Source organism: Parazoarcus communis (assembly GCF_003111645.1).
GTDB classification, from domain to species: domain Bacteria; phylum Pseudomonadota; class Gammaproteobacteria; order Burkholderiales; family Rhodocyclaceae; genus Parazoarcus; species Parazoarcus communis_A.
Genome location: NZ_CP022187.1, coordinates 3,373,130 through 3,392,247 on the forward strand (window position 1 = coordinate 3,373,130; position 19,118 = coordinate 3,392,247).

General features: G+C 64.7%; 19 protein-coding genes. 14 read left to right on the plus strand and 5 right to left on the minus strand.

The window, feature by feature from the left end:
* Positions 1-35: 35 nt before the first annotated feature.
* Positions 36-884: a transporter substrate-binding domain-containing protein gene (locus CEW83_RS15355; RefSeq protein ID WP_108950113.1), complete on the minus strand. Its 849-nt coding sequence runs from the start codon at positions 882-884 to the stop codon at positions 36-38.
* A 193-nt stretch (positions 885-1,077) separates the two neighbouring features.
* Here CEW83_RS15355 and CEW83_RS15360 point away from each other — a divergent pair, with 193 nt between their 5' ends.
* On the plus strand, positions 1,078-2,037 hold the full coding sequence (locus CEW83_RS15360) for a LysR substrate-binding domain-containing protein (RefSeq protein WP_108950114.1): 960 nt from the start codon (positions 1,078-1,080) through the stop codon (positions 2,035-2,037).
* A gap of 27 nt (positions 2,038-2,064) precedes the next feature.
* On the opposite strand, the gene CEW83_RS15365 is transcribed toward CEW83_RS15360, so the two are convergent.
* Positions 2,065-2,985, minus strand: coding sequence for a LysR family transcriptional regulator (locus CEW83_RS15365; RefSeq protein WP_108950115.1), 921 nt, complete (start codon positions 2,983-2,985; stop codon positions 2,065-2,067).
* Positions 2,986-3,158: 173 nt separating this feature from the next.
* On the opposite strand from CEW83_RS15365, the gene speB reads away from it, so the two are divergent.
* The 4 genes from speB (at position 3,159) to CEW83_RS15385 (ending at position 7,222) form a co-directional block, all read left to right on the plus strand.
* Positions 3,159-4,127 (plus strand): agmatinase, encoded by a 969-nt coding sequence (gene speB / locus CEW83_RS15370; protein ID WP_108950116.1) that lies wholly within the window; start codon positions 3,159-3,161, stop codon positions 4,125-4,127.
* Positions 4,128-4,259: 132 nt separating this feature from the next.
* The gene (locus tag CEW83_RS15375; RefSeq protein WP_108951460.1) at positions 4,260-5,471 is read left to right on the plus strand and encodes a M24 family metallopeptidase; all 1,212 of its coding nucleotides are present in this window, start codon (positions 4,260-4,262) and stop codon (positions 5,469-5,471) included.
* Positions 5,472-5,482: 11 nt separating this feature from the next.
* A complete protein-coding gene (locus tag CEW83_RS15380; protein WP_108950117.1) occupies positions 5,483-6,376 on the plus strand; it encodes a DMT family transporter in 894 nt (297 codons plus the stop codon).
* A 135-nt stretch (positions 6,377-6,511) separates the two neighbouring features.
* Entirely contained in the window at positions 6,512-7,222 is a 711-nt protein-coding gene (locus tag CEW83_RS15385; RefSeq protein WP_108950118.1) for a fumarylacetoacetate hydrolase family protein, read from the plus strand.
* Between the two features lie 42 nt (positions 7,223-7,264).
* Here the strand turns inward: CEW83_RS15385 and CEW83_RS15390 are convergent, their stop codons facing one another.
* The 3 genes from CEW83_RS15390 to CEW83_RS15400 all read right to left on the minus strand — a co-directional run bounded on the left by CEW83_RS15390 (position 7,265) and on the right by CEW83_RS15400 (position 10,425).
* Positions 7,265-7,720, minus strand: coding sequence for a c-type cytochrome (locus CEW83_RS15390; RefSeq protein WP_234418853.1), 456 nt, complete (start codon positions 7,718-7,720; stop codon positions 7,265-7,267).
* 81 nt (positions 7,721-7,801) lie between these two features.
* Positions 7,802-9,466 (minus strand): pyrroloquinoline quinone-dependent dehydrogenase, encoded by a 1,665-nt coding sequence (locus tag CEW83_RS15395; protein WP_108950119.1) that lies wholly within the window; start codon positions 9,464-9,466, stop codon positions 7,802-7,804.
* A 77-nt stretch (positions 9,467-9,543) separates the two neighbouring features.
* Positions 9,544-10,425 carry a transporter gene (locus CEW83_RS15400; protein ID WP_108950120.1) on the minus strand — a complete coding sequence of 294 codons (882 nt, stop codon included), beginning with the start codon at positions 10,423-10,425 and terminating at the stop codon, positions 9,544-9,546.
* 589 nt (positions 10,426-11,014) lie between these two features.
* Here CEW83_RS15400 and CEW83_RS15405 point away from each other — a divergent pair.
* The 9 genes from CEW83_RS15405 (at position 11,015) to CEW83_RS15445 (ending at position 19,113) form a co-directional block, all read left to right on the plus strand.
* Complete coding sequence (locus CEW83_RS15405) at positions 11,015-12,025, plus strand: thiamine pyrophosphate-dependent dehydrogenase E1 component subunit alpha (RefSeq protein WP_108950121.1); 1,011 nt, start codon at positions 11,015-11,017, stop codon at positions 12,023-12,025.
* A 28-nt stretch (positions 12,026-12,053) separates the two neighbouring features.
* Positions 12,054-13,088: an alpha-ketoacid dehydrogenase subunit beta gene (locus tag CEW83_RS15410; RefSeq protein ID WP_108950122.1), complete on the plus strand. Its 1,035-nt coding sequence runs from the start codon at positions 12,054-12,056 to the stop codon at positions 13,086-13,088.
* A gap of 14 nt (positions 13,089-13,102) precedes the next feature.
* Positions 13,103-13,348 carry a lipoyl domain-containing protein gene (locus CEW83_RS15415; RefSeq protein WP_108950123.1) on the plus strand — a complete coding sequence of 82 codons (246 nt, stop codon included), beginning with the start codon at positions 13,103-13,105 and terminating at the stop codon, positions 13,346-13,348.
* 2 nt (positions 13,349-13,350) lie between these two features.
* Positions 13,351-14,055, plus strand: coding sequence for a 2-oxo acid dehydrogenase subunit E2 (locus CEW83_RS15420; protein WP_108950124.1), 705 nt, complete (start codon positions 13,351-13,353; stop codon positions 14,053-14,055).
* Positions 14,055-14,807, plus strand: a complete 753-nt coding sequence (locus tag CEW83_RS15425; protein ID WP_108950125.1) for a lipoate--protein ligase family protein — start codon at positions 14,055-14,057, stop codon at positions 14,805-14,807. Before CEW83_RS15420 ends, CEW83_RS15425 begins: the two co-directional genes overlap by 1 nt.
* A 51-nt stretch (positions 14,808-14,858) precedes the next feature.
* Positions 14,859-15,452, plus strand: a complete 594-nt coding sequence (locus tag CEW83_RS15430; RefSeq protein ID WP_234418855.1) for a twin-arginine translocation signal domain-containing protein — start codon at positions 14,859-14,861, stop codon at positions 15,450-15,452.
* A gap of 37 nt (positions 15,453-15,489) precedes the next feature.
* Entirely contained in the window at positions 15,490-17,064 is a 1,575-nt protein-coding gene (locus tag CEW83_RS15435; RefSeq protein WP_108950126.1) for a GMC family oxidoreductase, read from the plus strand.
* A gap of 148 nt (positions 17,065-17,212) precedes the next feature.
* Positions 17,213-17,824, plus strand: coding sequence for a VOC family protein (locus CEW83_RS15440; RefSeq protein ID WP_108950127.1), 612 nt, complete (start codon positions 17,213-17,215; stop codon positions 17,822-17,824).
* Positions 17,825-17,898: 74 nt separating this feature from the next.
* On the plus strand, positions 17,899-19,113 hold the full coding sequence (locus CEW83_RS15445) for a HupE/UreJ family protein (RefSeq protein ID WP_108950128.1): 1,215 nt from the start codon (positions 17,899-17,901) through the stop codon (positions 19,111-19,113).
* The last annotated feature ends 5 nt before the right edge of the window (positions 19,114-19,118 follow it).

The following is a 19,118-nucleotide window of genomic DNA, read 5'->3' on the forward strand; positions in this document are numbered from 1 at the left end:
CCGACCGGCGCCAGGCCGGTCGGTCAGCGGATGACTCAATTGACCGGCGTCGGAACCTTGTCGGACGGGACGGGCATCGTGAATCCGAACCATTTCTGCTGCAGTTCGGCGAGCTTGCCGCTCTTGTTGAGCTTGGCAATGCCGTCGCTGAAGAGCGCGACCAGCGAGGCGCTGTCTGCGTCGTTGCGGCCAACCCAGCCGTAGTAGGTGGCGGGGCCGAACGGAGGCATCACGATTTCGAACACATCCGGACGCTCCTTGACCAGCGGAGCGAGGTTCGGCAGTGCCTGGGCGACGGCATCCACACGGCGCGAGGCCAGGGCGGCGTAGGCTTCGTTGTAGTCGATGAACTCCTTGACCTCCTTCAGCGCCTTGCCCATCGGTTTCAGCGTCTTCTCGTCGTACTCGCGCAACAGCTGCACCTGAGCGGCACCCGACTGGCTGCCGACGACCATGCCGGCCATGTCTTCGGCCTTGTTGATGCGGGTGTCGCCCTTGCGCTTGAGCACGGTGACGTCCGCAGTCGAGATCGGCAGCGTGAAGGCGTAGTTGGCTGCGCGGACCTTGGTCATCGTCAGTGAGGTGGCGACAAAGTCGAAGCGGCCTGCGGTCAGGCCGGGCAGGATGCCCTGGAACGGCACATCGAGCTGCTTGAGCTTCACGCCGGGCAGGTCCTTCATCACCTCGGTGAGAATGTCCTTGCCGTAACCGACGATCTTGCCGTCCTCGAGCATTTCATACGGCGCGTAGCGGGCTTCGGTGGCGATCACGATCTCGCCCTTCTCCTTGATCTTGGAGAGCAGGTCGGCGTGGGCGGCGGTAGCGGCAAGTGGCAGCAGCGCACCAATGAGGAGGCGACTGAGCAGCGGGCGAATCGTCTTCATGGCAGTTCCTTGTCAATATTGAGTAAGTCTGTGGCGCCTCCGGGGAAGGCCGGGTGTGCATCGCGGAATCCAGATTGCCGGGACGTGCTGCGCAGCACAAACGACAATTATTAATCCGCTTTCATTAGCATTTCTAATGTCGGTACGAATATTGCTTAAGCTTTACTGAGAGCACTCTTTGCAGGGGTCAGAAATGCCCGATTCGCGACACCTTCCTCCACTGGATTCATTGCGTTACTTTGAAGCATCCGCACGCCACGGCAGCTTCACCCGAGCAGCGCAAGAGCTATGCCTGACGCAGAGCGCGGTCAGCCAGAAGATCCTCGCGCTGGAAGCCCGTCTCGGCTATCCGCTGTTCGAACGTCTGCCGCGCGGGCTGCGGCTGACCAGGGAAGGCGGGCGCCTGCTGCAGGGGGTGTCGGCCGCATTCGAGCTGCTCACCAACACGATGCACACGATCCGCAGCGAGGCGCAGGAGGGCACCTTGAAGGTGCGCGTGATGCCCTCTTTCGCGAAAAGGTGGCTGATGCCACGTCTGCCGCGCTTCTCTGCCGCCTATCCGAACATCAGGCTGCTGATCGACGGCGACATGACCCCGGCCAACTTCAAGGCCGACGAGGTGGACGTCGCGGTGTCCTGCGAATGGATCGACAACACCCGTCTGCTGCAGCTCCAGCTGTTCGAGGATGTGAGCTATCCGGTGGTCAACCCGCAGCTGCAGGAGGTGCTCAAGCTCAAGGACTACATCGACCTTGCGCGCACGCAGCTCCTGCACGATTCCCTGCCGCAGGCGAACTACAGCACCAACTGGGACGTGTTCTTCACCCGGATCTCGCGCTTCGACGTGAGCACGCGCGGCGGCGCGGCCTTTTCACCGGCCGATCTCGTGATCCAGGCTGCATGCGGGGGGCAGGGCGTCAGCCTCGCGCGCCATTCGCTGTGTGCGGACGACCTTGCTGAAGGGCGTCTGATGCGTCCCTTCCCCGACGTGATCCAGGAGGGCGCGGTGTATCTGGTGTGTCCGCTGGCGGATCAGACGCGTCCCCGTGTTGCTGCATTCATCGAATGGATGCGGGCCGAGGCCGAGGATCACGTGCGGTGCCGCGACGCTGCGCTGCAGCTCAGTTTCGACAAGGAGCCGGTGGCGGCCTGAGCGTGTGCACACCCCGGCCGGGGGGCTTCAAGCCCCGGCCGGGCGGGCGTTCGCCGTGTTTCCGCGCAGTGCATCGACGAAGGCCTGCACCGCGATGGTCTGCCCGCGATCGCGGCGGGTGACGATGCTGAAGGCGGCCTGCTGGCTCAGCAGGTCGGGGCGCACGGGGCGCATGCGCTGCGACGCGACCCACTGTGCGGCATAGTGTTGCGGCAGGTAGCCGACAAACGCGCCCGACAGGATCAGGGTGGCCACCGCCTCCATGTGATGGACGGTCGCACTCGCATTGAGACGCGCCGTGCTGCTCAGCTCGCGGTTTTCGCGCATGTAGCCGCGGGAGACAAAGTCGAGCCCGTCGAGCTGCGTCAGCTCGACCCCGTCCGGCGCAGCGTCAAACAGCGGGTGACCGCTGCCGCAGTACAGCGTCAGGGTTTCGGTGTACAGCGGTTCGTAGCGCAGACCGGGCAGTTCGTTGTACGACGGCACGATGCCGACATGCAGCCGGCGCTCCTGCACCGCCTGTTCGATTTCGCTCGGTGACTTGATCTCGAGCCTGACGTGGAGATCGCCGCCGCGTTGCTTGAGCGCGAGAATGGCCGCACTGATGCGCGCCTGCGGATCGGTGAGGGTGTTGTCCACCACGCCGATGCCCAGCTCCCCGCCGATCTGCTGGTGGATGGCGCCGACGCCTGCGCGAAAGTCCTCGACCGAGTTCAGCAGCTGCTCGACCAGCAGGTAGGTCGCGCGCCCCTCGTCGGTGAGGCGGAAGCCCTGCCGGCCACGCTCGCACAGACGCACGCCGAGGCGCGACTCGAGTTCCGACATATGCGTGCTGATGGTCGACAGGTTCATGTCGAGCGTGGTCTCGGCGGCAGAAAATCCGCCGCAATCGGTGACGCTCTTGAAGATGCGCAGCAGGCGCAGGTCGATATCGGTCACGCGCAGCATGTGGATCGGCCTCCGGCGCCGGGGCGTGGTCGCACTGTGGTCATCGGGTCTCGTGTTGGCTGCAATGTTCTGAAAATCCGCAACTAAGGTTTCAACAATCGGGATTCAAGCCCGCGGGGCGGCGTGGAAGAATCGCTCATCACCTCCAGCATGTTGCCATCAGGAAGTCAGTCATGAGTGAAAACAAGTTCGAGCCCATCACCGGAACGGTGATGCCACGCTATGCCGGCCTGCCCACCTTGATGCGTCTGCCCTTCACCCAGCTGACGGATGCAGACATCGGGGAAGTCGAGATCGGCCTGATCGGGGTGCCATGGGATGGTGGCACCACCAACCGCCCCGGCGCACGGCACGGGCCGCGTCAGTTGCGCGATCTGTCGACGATGGTGCGCAACGTCAACCGGGCCAGCGGCATCAATCCGTTTGCGCTGTGCAATTGTGCCGACCTCGGCGATGCGCCGGTCAATCCGGCCGACCTGCTCGATTCGCTGCAACGCATCGCCGGCTTCTACGACACGGTGTGCGGGCGGGGCATTGCGCCCCTGTCGGTGGGGGGCGACCACCTCGTCACCCTGCCGATCATGCGCGCGCTGGCAAAGAACGGGCCGGTTGGCATGGTCCATTTCGATGCCCACACCGACACCTGGGACACCTACTTCGGTGGCAACCCCTATACGCACGGGACGCCGTTCAGGCGCGCGATCGAAGAAGGTCTGCTGGACCCGAAGCGGACGGTGCAGATCGGCATTCGCGGCGCTCTTTACAACGACGGCGATAACGACTGGGGCGAGCGCCAGGGCATTCGCGTGATCGACATCGACGAGTTCCACGCCATGGGGCTGGATGCCGTCATCGCCGAGGCGCGCCGGGTGGTCGGCGATGGCCAGACCTATGTCAGCTTCGACGTCGACGCGCTCGACCCCGTCTATGCGCCCGGCACCGGCACGCCGGAGATCGGCGGACTGACCACGCTGGAAGCGCAGCGCATGGTTCGCGGTCTGCGGGGTCTGAACCTGGTGGGGGGCGACGTGGTGGAAGTGTCGCCGCCTTTCGATCAGAGCGGCAACACCGCACTGGTCGGTGCGACCATGATGTTCGAGATTCTGTGCGTGCTGGCCGACAGCATCGCGGCACGGCGATAAGCACGTTCGGACGCGGCCGGCATTGGGTCAGGCCATAGAAAAACTAATGCCGGCCGATTAGAAATCGCTGCTTGTTGGGCTCACGGCCGATGCGAGATGCTTGCCTCGCCAATCATCCCGCCAGGAGCCATCATGGACATGCCCAGCCTCATCACCCTGAACAACGGCCCCAAAGTGCGGCCGACTTTCAGCGCCCCCGAAGTCAACCGTCGCCTTGGTCTGCTGCGCGCCCACATGGCCGAGCAATCGCTCGAAGCCGTGGTGCTGACTTCGATTCACAACATCAACTACTACGGCGACTTTCTGTACTGCAGCTTCGGCCGCAGTTACGCGCTGGTCGTCACCCAGGACACCTCGGTACTGATCACCACCAACATCGACGGTGGTCAGGGCTATCGCCGCTGCTACGGCGAAAACCTGATCTACACCGACTGGCAGCGCGACAACTACGTCGTCGCGGTCAAGGAGGCGCTGCCGGGCAAGGCACGTCGTGTCGGCTTCGAGCAGGACCACCTCAACCTCGACAATCTGCGCAAGTTCGAGCACGCCCGCCCCGACGTCGAGTGGGTCGATGTGGCGTCGGCCACCATGCGCATGCGCATGATCAAGTCGGACGAGGAAATTGCCCTGATCAAGATCGGCGCCGCGGTGGCCGACATCGGCGGCGCGGCCTGCGTCGACGCGATTGCCGAGAACGTGCCCGAGTACGAAGTCGCGCTGGCATCGACCGCCGCCATGGTGCGCGAGATCGCCAAGCGCGTGCCGCACTCGGAGCTGCGCGACACGTGGACGTGGTTCCAGTCCGGTATCAACACCGACGGTGCGCACAACCCGGTCACCACCCGGCGCGTGCAGCGTGGCGACATCCTGTCGCTGAACTGCTTTCCGATGATCGCCGGCTACTACACCGCGCTCGAGCGCACGCTGTTCTTCGGCGAGCCGAGCGCCCGCCACCTCGAACTGTGGGAGATCAACTGCAAGGTGCATCGCCGCGGCCTCGAACTGATCCGTCCGGGCGCGCGCTGCTGCGACATCGCGGCCGAGCTCAACGAGATCTATCGCAGCCACGGCCTGCTGCAGTACCGCACCTTCGGCTACGGTCACTCGTTCGGCGTACTCAGCCACTACTACGGTCGCGAGGCCGGCCTCGAACTGCGCGAGGACATCGAGACCGTGCTTGTCCCCGGCATGGTGGTCTCGATGGAGCCGATGATCATGCTGCCCGAAGGCATGGCCGGCGCCGGTGGCTACCGCGAGCACGACATTCTTGTCGTCACCGAACAGGGTGCGGATAACATCACCGCCTTCCCGTTCGGGCCCGAGCACAACATCATTTCCGCGTAAGGGGAATCGGCATGACACCGCGCGCGCTGCTGGCCGCCCTGTTCACCATTGTGGTGTGGGCGTCGCTCGCCTTGCTGACCGACCGGGTGAGCCATGTTCCGCCCCTCGTGAGTTCCGGCCTTGCCCTGTTCGTGGGCGGTCTGGTGGGTGGCGGCCTGCGGCCGCACGCGTGGCGCACACAGCCGCGCGCCTATGCGGTCGGGGTTGGCGGGCTGTTCGGCTACCACGCCCTGCTGTTTGCGGCCTTCGGTCTGGCGCCGGCGGTCGAGGTCAACCTGCTGCAATACCTGTGGCCGCTGCTCATCGTGCTGCTGACGCCGGTCTTCCTGCCCGGCAACCGTCTGGGCGTGAATCACGTGCTGAGCGCGGTGCTGGGTTTCGGCGGCGCGGTCCTGATCCTCGGGGGCGAGAAGTTCTCGATCTCAAGCGAGCATGCGCTGGGATACCTGAGCGCAATCGCGGCGGCTATCGTTTGGGCGGGCTATTCCCTCGGCTGCCGCCGGATGCCGTCGTTTCCGACCGCGGCCATCGGTGCGTGCTGCCTGATGGCGGGTGCCGCGTCGATTTTGCTGCATCTGGCACTGTTCGGCAGTGCCGGCCTGCTTGGTCTGTCCGGCAGCGACCTCGCCCTGATTGCGGGTCTGGGCCTGGGGCCGATGGGGCTGGCCTTTCTGACCTGGGACATCGCACTGAAGCATGGTGATCCGCGCGCGGTCGGTGCCCTGGCTTACCTGACGCCCTTGTTGTCGACCATTCTGCTGATCGTGGTGAATGGCCATCACTTCGGACCCGCAACCGGCTTCGCGGCAGCGGCCATTCTCAGCGGTGCCTTGCTCGGCAATCTGCGCTGGCCCATGCTGGCGCGCTTCCTTCCGCGGCGATCGGCCGCCAGCGCGCCGCGTTGAGTCCGGCGCCGGCCGCATTCAAATTTCCCGTCGCAGGTATCCCGGGAAAATCGAGACGCGGATAGACTTGTTTCCGCACGTGCGAGCCCGGGGCGCGATCCGCTCCGGGGTGCACATAACAAGGAGATTCCCGACGTGTTGTCCGATCACAACGAGCAGTATGTCTTTGCCCCGGCCGTACCCAGTGTCGCAGTGAGCGGGAGCGCAAAGCGCTTTCCGGTGCGCCGTGTGTATTGCGTGGGCCGCAACTACGCCGACCACGCGCGCGAAATGGGCCACGATCCCGACCGCGAGCCGCCGTTCTTCTTTACCAAGCATCCAGACAGCCTGATCGCATCGGGCAGCGTGTTTCCGTATCCGAGCGAATCGAACGATGTTCATCACGAGATCGAACTTGTTGTCGCGATTGGTCGCGGTGGGCGCAACATTGCAGCCGAAGACGCGCTTGAGCATGTGTTCGGCTACGGCGTCGGTCTCGACATGACGCGGCGCGACCTGCAGGGCGCGGCAAAGAAAGCGGGCCGTCCGTGGGAGATCGGCAAGGCCTTCGACGCCGCGGCGCCGTGCTCCGAGATCGTGCCGGCAAGCGGCAGCGGTCATCCGGCCGCCGGCGAGATCTGGCTCGACGTCAACGGTGAGCGCCGCCAGCAGGGTGATCTTTCCTCGCAGATCTGGAGCGTGCCCGAAGTGATCGCCCACCTGTCGCGCTATTTCGCCCTCGAAGCCGGCGACCTGATCTACACCGGCACGCCCGCCGGGGTAGGGCCGGTGAAAGTCGGCGACCGCCTCGAGGGCGGGATCGCCGGTGTGGGCAGCATCGCTGTGACCGTCGGTGAGAAGCGCTGAACGCCAAGGGGGCGGGGCGACGCAGTCCGCCGTGAGCGCCGTTCAATCGACGGACTGGCGTCCCAGGTGTTTCAGATAGGCCACGAGCTCCCAGATCTGTTCTTCCGAGAACGCCTCGCCCCAGGGCGGCATGACGTCGGCTGTCTGGCGTCCTTCCGAGATGGTCTTGAAGGCTTCTTCGGCACTCAGGTCGGTGCGGCCCTTGAAGTCGGGGGCCCGCCCGCCGATTCCTTCGTGGCCGTGGCAGTAGCCCGCGCAGGTTTTTGCGAAGCGCTTGCGCCCGGTCTCGATGCGGGCCGGGTCCATGAGGTCGAATGGCAATACTGCGCCGCCCCTGGGAGCGGGCGCTGCCTGCTGTGTGCGCGGGCTGTCGGCAGGCGGAGCGACGGCGAAGGCGGGGGTGACAGCCCACAGTGAAAGCAGGATGGCTGCGAGGAGGCCCAGTGAATTGCGTTGGGCCATGGCGGTCAGGGCGAATGCGCGGTCATTCCGGTTCATGTGCAACTCCATTCGTTCGGGTGTGATGGTCTGCGCAGGGGCGCGAACGACATCGCCGGCCCCTGCAGATGGGCGGGTGCCTTAATCGAGCGTGAAGCCGATCAGGGCTGCGCCGCCCGGCAGATCCTTGATCTGGGGGAAGGCGCCGGCGAGAAAGCCGGGGGCGTGGGAGCCGAGACCGGTCGGAATCACGATGTACTGCTTTCCATTGACCGCGTAGCTCACCGGTCCACCGCGTACCCCCGACCCGGCACTGAACTGCCACAAGGCTTTGCCGTTGTCGGCATCGTAGGCATACAGATGGCCTTCCATGTCACCTGTAAACACCAGCCCGCCAGCGGTGGTGAGCACGCTGCTCAGTGGTGGCAGTTCATAGCGCACGCTCCACTTCAGCTTGCCGGTGAGCGGGTCGCGCGCATCGAGGCGGCCGTCAGGCTTCTTTCCGCCCGGCGGCGCTACCAGCTTGATCTCGTCGATGCCGAGTGAGAGCGCCGAAATCGCTCGCAGGCTTGCAGGATCGTCCTTGCCCGACACCACTTCGTTGCACACTTCCATGCCGTGCGAGTACCACAGGCCGGTGCCGGGGTTGTAGGCGCCGTGGTTCCAGCTGCGTGCGCCCAGCAGGTTGGGGCACAGCAGTTCGCGCTTGCCCGGCTGCGGGCGGCGCGGCTCGATGAGCTCGCCGGTCTTCGGGTCGATGCCCTTGGCCCAGTTCATGTTCTCGGCGAACTGCCACACGTTCTCAAGCTTGCCGTCAGCCTTGTCCATCACGAACACGAAGCCGCTCTTGTTCAGATGGACGATCACATCCTTGCCGTCCTTCTTCACCACCAGCGCCTCGTAGGCGGAGTCGAAATCCCAGGTGTCGTGCGGGATCTCCTGACGATGCCACTTCAGCTTTCCCGACTTGGGGTCCAGCGCGAGCAGGGTGGCGGTGTATTTGTTGTCGCCCTCGCGTCCCGGTGTGTAGTAGTCGGGCGCTGCGTTCGAGGTGCCGATGTAGATCGTGTCCGATTCGGCGTCGTAGGTGCCCGGCATCCAGGCCGACCCGCCGCCGACCTTGCCGCTGTCGCCGGGCCAGCTCTTGGGGTCGTCCTTGATGATCTCGAAATTCCATACCGGTTTGCCGGTGTCCGCATTCACCGCGTAGATTTTGCCCGCGATCGGCTGATCGCCGCCGGTGGTACCGCCGAACAGGACGTCTCCCGCCAGTTGCGGCGGCGCCGAGAACAGCGCGCCGTACTGGGTCTTGAGGTCGGTGAGCTGGGTGGACCAAAGCTGTTTGCCGGTTTTCTGATCGAGGGCGACAAAGCGCCCATCGAGTGTGCCGAGGAAGACCTTGCCACGGCCTACGGTCACACCGCGGCTGGCCGCTGCATAGAACACCTGCTTTGACAGCGGGTCGAGCTTGGGTTCGAAGTGCCACAGGGTCTTGCCGCTGGCTGCGTCTACCGCCCACACGTTGTTGTTGGCCGAGATGTAGTACAGCACGCCGTCGATCACGATCGGCGTGGCCTGCAGCCCGTGGGTGATGTTGCCCGGCTGGTGGATCCACGCCACTTTCAGGTTCTTGACCGTGTCCTTGTTGATCTCGGTCAGCGGGCTGTAGCGCCAGGCATTGGAGGTGCGGTGATACTGCGGCCAGTTGTCGGGGTCGACCGAGCCGGGACCGGCGCTGGTTGCGGCGATGACACTGGCGCAGGTCAGGGACAGTACAAGGGGGGTGAGGCGGATGCTTGGCTTCATGGTGTCTCCGTATATTTTCCGGTGTGGATGGCTGCGTCCGGCGCGGGTCGGGCCGGTGTCAGGTGCAGCACGGGTGCTTACCAGGCGTAGGCGTACTTGAGATTCAGGCTGTTGGTCGCTGCGCGGTTCTTGCCCTCGATGCCGCCGGAGTAGCGCAGGGTCAGCGACTGGTTGCCGTAGTACTTGAACATCACGCCCAGACCGGCTGTGAGTTCGTGATTGCGCGGGTTGCGCGCGCCAGTGGCCTTGTTCGTCCATGCAGCCTGCGACTCGTAGTCGAGGGCGATGAAGGGTTCAATCACGTCGCCCATGGCATATCCCAAGCGATGGTTGGTATGAAAGATGGTGCCGGGCGTGGCGTCGGCGTCGGTGGACTTGCCGAAGAACACAAAGCCGGCATCGGCGGTGTAGCTCACCTTGCCGAGCTGCAGGTCCCAGAACAGGCTCGAGTAGTTCTTCCACACGTCGCCGCCACCGACGTCCGAGTCGCCAACCGGCACTTGCATGAAGGTCTGGAAGCCCAGCGTGGCATTGGCTGAGGGCTTGTACCAGATCGCCGGTCCGGTGAGCGGGTCGCCGATACCACTGGACGAGCTGCGGTTGGCGCTACTGCGGATGCTCACTTCCGGCACGATGATCTCGTAGGCAATGCCGATATCCGGATGCGATTCCGGCGACCAGAAACGGACGTACTTCGACATGCCTACGATGACGTCCGCACCAGGTGCATCTTTGCGTTTGCTGCGCGAATCCCACAGTCGGTTGCTGTCCTGGAAGGTCGCGTACTGGACGAATACGTTGAAGGGTTTGAATCCGACGGGTAGTTCGTATTCATGAGGGCCGATCACGTCGAACGTGACCTGGGCCTGGGTCGGTGCGCCGCAGCCCAGGCCGGCTGCCATGGCCAGTGCGGCTGCCATGCGTTTCGGGGCTGGTGGGTAAGAGCTCAGTCCGAACATCCTTTGTCTCCTGATTTTTTGATTTTGCCGGCAATGGTCGCCACGAAGGCCTGCGACTGTCACCGCGGTCGTGCCAGGCGTTGATGCAAGACACGATGGGCACTACGCAACTTTCCTGCCACAAAAAGAAGTACATAAAAACAATGGCTTGGCGGAATTCTTCCTGTCTCTGCGCGGTGACAGCTGTCGCTGTTTGTGTGCGACATCCGTTACAGCCGTGACGTCCACAGGCTTGCGTTCTGGCGTTGCCATGCGGCTGCCGGCGGACCCCTCGGGAGGACCGGGCAAGTCTGTTCGATCTCCCATCCTCGTCCGTGCCGAGGACACGTAGCGCCAGGCGGACATCCGTTTAATGCGCAGCGACATCTGTCGCTGTCGCTGCGACACATCGGAGTCCGTGGCGCTTCGATGTGTGCCGGAAAAATAATCTTTAAAACATTGAAAACAAGGGGTTGAGGCGCTTCTTTGGCTGTCGGTCGGCGCCTGGCATTGCTCTTGCGATGACGAAGGGCAAGCCGGCCGCTGACGGGGCCGGATGCGACACACGGCGATTCGCCGGCCAACAAGACGTTTAGAGGAGACACCTGCTATGGACCCGACATCCGAACAGTTGCTGTGGATGTACGAAAAGATGGTGGAGATTCGCGAGTACGAGGAGACCATGGCCAAGGTCTATCTCGAGGGCAAGCTCCCCCCCAAGATTCAGAAAGGCCTCGCCTTCGATATCGGTGGTGGCCCGGTGCCGGGCGAGATGCACCTCGCAGCCGGACAGGAGCCGGTTGCAGTGGGCGTGTGTGCCCACCTGAGGACGGAAGACTCGGTGGTTGGCGCGCACCGGCCGCATCACTTCGCGATTGCCAAGAACGTCGACCTGAACGCGATGACCGCCGAGATGTTCGGCAAGGCCACGGGCCTGGGCCGCGGCAAGGGCGGGCACATGCACCTGTTCGACCCGGCGGTGAAGTTCTCCTGCAGCGGCATCGTCGGTGCCTCCGCACCACAAGCCTGCGGTGCGGCGCTGGCGGCTAAGAAGCTGGGCAAGGACTGGGTGGCGATTGGCTTCTTCGGTGAAGGCGCTGCCAACCAGGGCGCCTTTCATGAAGCGCTCAACCTGGCCTCGCTGTGGAAGCTGCCGGTGATTTTCGTGTGCGAAGACAACAAGTACGGCATCTCGGTGGAGAAGCAGGACTCCACCTCGATCGAGTCGAACGCCGACCGCGCGGCCGGCTATGGCATGCCCGGCGTGCTGGTGGAGACCAACGATGCCGTTGCGGTGTTCCGCGCGGCCGGTGAGGCCGTGGCACGGGCGCGTCGTGGCGAAGGCCCGACGCTGATCGAGGTCAAGACCGACCGTTACCTCGGCCACTTCCAGGGCGACCCCGAAACCTACCGCCCCAAGGGCGAAGCGCAGGAATTGCGCACCCACGACCCCATCCCGGCGCTTGGCGCGCTGCTGCGCTCGCGCGACCTGCTCGACGACACCAGCGACGCCAGCCTGCGCAAGGCCGTGAGCGAGCGCATCGAGGCGGCCTATGCGTTTGGCCGCAACAGCCCCTATCCCGAACCGTCCGAAGCCCTGCTTCACGTGTTTGCCGACTGAACCGGACCCGCGACGAGAGGAAACAGCGATGACAACAGAAACCAAAGTCCGCACCCTGACCATGGCGCAGGCCATCTCGGAGGCGGTGGCCCAGGAGATGGAGCGCGACCAGCGCGTCTTCGTGATGGGTGAAGACGTGGGCAAGTACGGTGGCATTTTCAGCGCCACCACCGGCCTGCTCGACAAGTTCGGCCCCGACCGCATCATGGATACGCCGATTTCCGAAACCGGCTTCATGGGCGCGGCCATCGGCGCTGCTGCCGAAGGCCTGCGGCCGATCTCCGAACTCATGTTCGTGGATTTCTTCGGCGTGTGTTTCGACCAGATCTACAACCACCTCGCCAAGAACACCTACATGTCGGGTGGCAACACCAAGTACCCGGTGGTGATCACCACCGGCATCGGTGGCGGCTACAACGACGCCGCCCAGCACTCGCAATGTCTTTACGGCATCTTCGCTCATGTGCCCGGCCTCAAGGTCGTCGTGCCGTCCAACGCCTATGACGCCAAGGGCCTGATGACGGCGGCGATCCGCGACGACAACCCGGTGGTGTTCATGTATCACAAGGGCATCATGGGGCTGTCGTGGATGTCCTATTACGAGGGCAGCACCAACGCCGTTCCGCTCGAGCCCTACACCATCCCCTTCGGCGAGGCCAAGGTGGTGCGCGAGGGCCGCGACCTGACCATCGTCACCCTGTCGCAGATGGTGCAGAAGGCCGTGCTGGCAGCGGACAAGCTCGCCGCCGAAGGCATCGACGTCGAGATCATCGACCTGCGCACCCTGGTGCCGCTCGACAGGGAGGCCGTGCTGCGCTCGGTGGCCAAGACCGGCCGCCTGCTGGTGGCCGACGAGGACTACCTGTCCTTCGGGCTCTCCGGCGAGATCGCGGCGATCGTCGCCGAGCATCTCGACCGCGTGAAGCTCAAGGCGCCGATCCGCCGCCTGGCCGTGCCCGATGTGCCCATTCCCTTCAGCCGCCCGCTCGAAGACTTTGCCATTCCGCAGGTGGATGGCATTGCCGCCGCGGTGCGCGACCTGATGCAACTCAACCTGAACTGAAAGCGAGAACACACATGACCGATATCGTGATGGACGACGCCGTGTGGGCGGATGTGGAAGAGGGAACCGAAGCCTTGCTGCAGGAGTGGCAGGTGGCCGAGGGCGACAGTGTCGAGGCCGGGCAGATCCTGGCCGTGGCCGAGCTGGTGAAAACCACGCACGAGATCCTTGCCCCCTGCGGCGGCAAGGTGGCCGCACTGAAGGTCGCAGTTGACGACACTTTCGGTCGCGGCGCCGTGCTTGCGGTGATCGAGGGCTGATCATGAATGCCCCCGCAAGCACTGTGCAAGCAGCCGACGTGCCGGCTGCGCAGATGATTCCGCTCACCGGGTTGCGCGGCGCCATTGCCCGCAACATGGGGCAGGGCTGGCAGATTCCGCGCGTTCTGCACTCGGTCGAGGTGGATGTGAGCCGTTGCGAGGCGCTGCGCCGCGACCTCGCCGCAGCCGGCGACAAGGTGTCGCTCACCGTACTGGTGCTGCGTGCGCTTGCCCTCACCCTGCGCGAACATCCGCGACTCAACGCACTGATGCGCGACAAGGCGGTTGAGCTCATGCCCGAGATCAACATCGGGGTCGCCGTCAGTCTCGACGACGGCCTGATGGTGCCGGTCATCCGCAATACCGACCGGCTGGCCCTGCCGGCACTCTCGGATGCGCTCAGGCAGGTCGCCTCCGGTGCACGGGCAGGGGCGCTCGGTGCCGGCTACTACCAGCGCGGCACCTTCACCGTGACCAACCTCGGCACGACCGCGATCGACAGCTTCTCGCCGATCATCAATCCGCCGCAGGTCGCGATCCTCGGGGTGACACGGGTGCTCGACAAGCCTGTTGCGCGCAATGGCGAAGTCGTCATCGCACCGATGATGGGCCTGCACCTGGTGTTCGACCACCGCGCGGTGGATGGATACCCGGCGGCGCTTTTTCTGGGCGACCTCGCGCGCCGCATCGAGTCGGCGGATCTGTGATGTACGACGCTGAGCCCCGCCTTGCCATGGTGAGCAGTACCGACGAGCAGCGCTGGCATGAGGCGCTGCTCCAGGCGCCGGTGCGCGAACCGCAGCTGCGCTTGTGGACCTATCGCGCGCCGGGCGTGGTGTTCGGCTGCTCACAGGCGGCATTGCTTAATCAGGCGCGTTCGCGTCCCGCCGGTTGCGAGCTCGTCCAGCGCAGTTCGGGCGGCGGCGCGGTGCTCACCGGGCCGTGGATGCTCAGCACCTCCATCCTGCTGCCGCCCGACCACCGGCTGCTGGCGGGGGGCACGGTCACCAGCTACCGCTGGCTGGGGGTGCTGATCGCGGGCCTGCTGCGCGACATGGGCATTGCCGCACACGCCCTGTCGCCTGCCGACGTGCGCGGCAGCACCGCAGATCCCGCCCTGGGCTGGGCCTGCTTCGGCGGCCTGTCGCCGTGGGAGGTCGTGGTCGACGGTCGCAAGATCGTTGGCCTCGCGCAGCTGCGCCGGCGGCACGGGGTACTGCTCACCTCGGGCACCCTGCTTGCGCGCCCGGACTGGACGCTGCTGTGCGACACCCTCGACCGCCCCGCCGGAGACAGGGCAGCGCTGGAACGTCGGACGACGTCGTGCGAGGAAGCGCTCGGGTCAGCGCCGCTGGTCGAGGGCTTCGCCTCGGCCCTGCACCAGATGCTGACCGATGTGCTCGGTGTGCACCCGGTCCCGCTTTCCAACCCGTTTCCAACCCATTCCGTGGCGGCCTGAATCCGCGAAATCCAAGTTACGACCAGGCAGTACAAAACAAGAGGAGACATCATGAAGGACGAACACCGCAACACCCCTGCAGCGCAGGGCATGCGCGTCGTTGAAAAACGGATCACCGTCAGCCGGCGCGGATTTCTCAAAGGTTCTGGCGTGGCGGCGGCGAGCGTGACCGCGCTGTCCGCGGGCAGCCTGATGATGCCTGCGCGTGATGCCCTCGCCGCGGGCTTCACCCAGCTTGGCGCGGGTCCGGGCAAGACCCTGCTGGTCATGGCGCGCGACATCTTCCCCCACGACAGGATCTCGGATCGCTACTACATGCTCGCGATCGAGCCCTACGACGCGATGGCGGCCAAGGACCCCGCGCTCAAGAAGCTGATTCTCGACGGCGTCGCCCAGCTCGACCGCCTCGCCATGGCGAGCTTCAGGAAGCCCTATGCCGACGTTCCCACCGAAACCGAACGTCTGGGCCTGCTGTATGCGATCGAGCGCGGCGCCTTCTTCCAGAAGATCAAGGGCGACATGGTGACCGGCTTCTACAACAACAAGGCGGTATGGCCGCTGTTCGGCGAGGAGGGCTCGTCGTGGGAGAAGGGCGGCTACGTCGATCGCGGTTTCGACGATATCGACTGGCTGCCCCAGGCCTGATCCCGCACATCCATAAGAACAGACGGAGACAAGAGACATGAGCAAGACCTTTTCCAAGGACGACAACAGCGTCGTCGTCATCGTCGGCTCCGGCGCGGGCGGTGGCACGCTGGCCGACGAACTGACCCGGCAGGGTATCGACGTGGTGATCCTCGAGGCGGGCAAGCACCACACCCAGGAGGATTTCGAGAACGACGAGTGGGCCATGTTTGCCAAGATCTCGTGGCTCGACAAGCGCATCTCGGCCGGCGGCTGGCACCATACCGAGACCTATCCCAACCTGCCGGCGTGGATCGTCAAGGGCGTGGGCGGATCGACCATGCACTGGTCCGGCCTGGCGCTGCGCTTCATGGAGCACGAATTCAAGACCCGCAGCACCTACGGCCACGTGCCGGGTGCCAATGTGCTCGACTGGCCGATCAGCTACGAAGAACTGGCGCCGTACTACGACATCGCCGAACGCAAGATGGGTGTGGCGGGCACCAAGGCCAGCGGCCTGCCGCCGATGCCGCCCAACAACCACTATAAGGTGATCGAGGCCGGCGCACGCAAGATCGGCTACAAGGAGATCGTGCGCCCTGTGGCTTCCAACACGCGCCCCAACGATGGTCGCCCCGCCTGTCAGCAGATCGGCTACTGCATGCAGGGGTGCAAGATCGGCGCCAAGTGGTCGACGCTGTACTCGGAGATCCCGCGTGCGATGGAGACCGGTCACGCCGAACTGCGACCGCAGAGCATGGTCCTGCGCATCGAGCATGACAGCAGCGGCAAGGCCACCGGCGTGCTCTATGCCGACAAGGACGGACGTCAGCATCTTCAGAAGGCGCGTGTGGTGTGCGTTGCCGGCAACTCCATCGAGTCGCCACGCCTGCTGCTCAACTCGGCATCCTCGATGTTCCCCGACGGCCTCGCCAACTCCTCGGGACAGGTCGGCCGCAACTACATGAACCACACCACGGCGGCGGCGCTCACCATCAATCCCGGGCCGGTGTACATGTACCGGGGCTTCGACATCGCCGCGGTGGTGTCCGACGAAGTGCCCAACAACCCCGACCGTGGCTTCGTCGGTGGCTATCACCTTGAGGGCCTCGCCCTGCACCTGCCCTTCGCCGCCGCCTTCATGAAGCCCGGTGGCTGGGGCCGCGAGGTGAGCTCGGCGCTGGAGAAGTTTGACCACATGAGCTGCGTGTGGGTATGCGGAGAGGATCTGGCGCAGGAGGAGAACAGTATCACCCTCCATGCGACCGAAAAGGATCAGCACGGTCTGCCCATCCCCATCGTTACCAAGACCGACCACACCAACGACGCGGCCATGCGCCGCCACGGCCTCGGCCAGTGGCGCAAGCTGTCCGAAGCCATCGGCGCCACCCGCGTGATCGACATGCCGCCCTATCCGGCAAGCCACAACATGGGCACCAACCGTATGAGCGCAGAGGCGCGTGATGGTGTGGTGAACAAGTGGGGGCAGACGCACGACATCAAGAACCTGTTCGTGTCCGACGGCAGCCAGTTCACCTCCAGTGGCGCGGCCAACCCCACGCTCACCATCGTCGCGCTTGCCGTCCGGCAGGCGGAATACATCGCGGGGGCGATGAAGCGGCGCGAACTCTGAGCGTCCGTGCTCCGGGCGACACAGTCGATGAACGCGTTCCTCCTCGCGTGAGCTTGGGGGGCCCGCTTGCGGAGCCCCCACCTTTTCGCCTCAGCAAGCCTGCAGCGAGGAGCAATGACAAATGCAGAACATGAAAGGAATCTCTCAAATGAAACTCGAAAACAGCTCCAGAAGCGGCCGCCTGTTCCGTCGTTGCGTTGCCGCCCTTACCCTGGCCGCCATCTTGCCGGCCACGCACGCTGCCGTACCCGGCATGCGCGGTGTTGAACACTTCGGCTTCACCGTGCCCAATGCACAACAGGCGGTGGATTTTTTCGTGGGCGTGATGGGCTGCAAGGCCTTCTTCACCATTGGTCCGTTCGGTCCCTTCAAGGACGACTGGATGAAGGAGAACCTCAACGTCAATCCGCGCGCCGAGATTCCGGTAGCCCACCTCGTGCGATGCAATAACGGCACCAACTTCGAGATCTTCGAATACACCTCGCCCGATCAGCGCAAGCAAGGGCCGAAGAACAGTGACATCGGCGGGCATCACATTGCCTTCTATGTCGACGACATGAAGGCGGCGATGGCAGACATGAAGGCAAAGGGGGTGAAGTTCCTCGGCGAACCCCATCTGTTTGCCGACGGGCCGCTCAAGGGGCTGACCTGGATCTACTTCATGTCACCGTGGGGCATGCAGCTGGAACTCGTGAGTGCGCCGGACGGGCGCGCCTACGAACTCACCACCAGTGAGCGGCTGTGGGACCCGCGCAAGTAAGGGCGCGGCTCGCGTGCGGCGCGGGCCGCACGCTTGTCTGGCTGCTCCTTGCCTGTGTGCTGTCGTATGGCGCCATGGCAAGGGCCCACTTCCAGGACTTCATGGCCCGCATCGTCCACGTCGTGCCGCATGATGGCGCGCTGCGGGTGTATGTGCAGATGCCGCTGGCCATGGTGCTGCTGCCGCACGACTGGACTGTGGGCGGTGATCAGCCGCCACCGCACTTCCTCGACACCGATGAGCGCGGGCAGCTTGTGGTGGATGGTGCGGCCCTGCGTCGCGACACCGGCTTGCTGCAGGCGCGCCTCGGTCGTGCGCTGCAGATCGATGGTGCGTATGGCAGCCTGGAAGGGGCGCGCATAGACACCCTCACTGCGCGCGACCCCTTCACCTATCTGCCAGCGATCGAGCGCAACGTGGGCGATGGTGTGACCGTGTACGACGATGTCTCGGTCGACCTGGCTGACGCGGTCGTCAGCATGCGCCTGCGCTTTCCGCGCCCGCTGCCCGGGGTGCAGTCGGTCTTGTCCGGCAGTCCCCTCGAGTGGCCTGATCTGGCTGAGCGTGCTGTCAACATCGTGCGCATCCATCGCGACGACAGCAGTGTCGGCAGTCATCAGAGCGTGGGCAGTCTGTCCTCCACATTCGACATCGAGGCGGCGCGGGCGGCGACTGCAGGTGGTGGCGGCGCGCAGGCGGCAGAATCGCAGCCAGGCTTCCTCAACTACATCGAGGGGGGCGTTCACCATGTGCTCGGCGGGCTCGATCATGTGCTCTTCATCCTCTTGCTGGTGCTCGGCGCATCGAGCGTGGCGCAGTTTGCGCGCACCTCGCTCGCCTTCACGTTGGGGCACTCGATCACCCTGTGCGCTGGCGCATTCGGCGGGTTGAATGCGCTTGCGTGGTTTGCGCCCGGGGTGGAGGTGGCGATCGCGGCGTCCATCGTGTACGCCGGCTGGCGGGTACTGAGGGCAAGCGAGCGCGCCCTGCTCGTGCCTGTGGTGTTCTGCGTCGGGCTGGTCCACGGGTTCGGCTTCTCGTTCGCGCTGACCGACGCTGCATCGAGTCTTGCCGGCAATCTTGCGGGCCTGATCGTCGGCTTCAACCTTGGCATTGAACTGGGCCAGATTGCCCTGTCGCTCGTCGCTGCGCCGCTGCTCTGGCTGCTGCGGCGCTACTGGCGAAGCCCGCACTTTGCCAATGGACGGGTGCTGGCCCTGCCGTGCTTCGTGGTCGCGTCGTTCTGGGTGGTTGAGCGTGGTGTGGCGCTGGCCCAGGCCTTGCCCTGACTGCA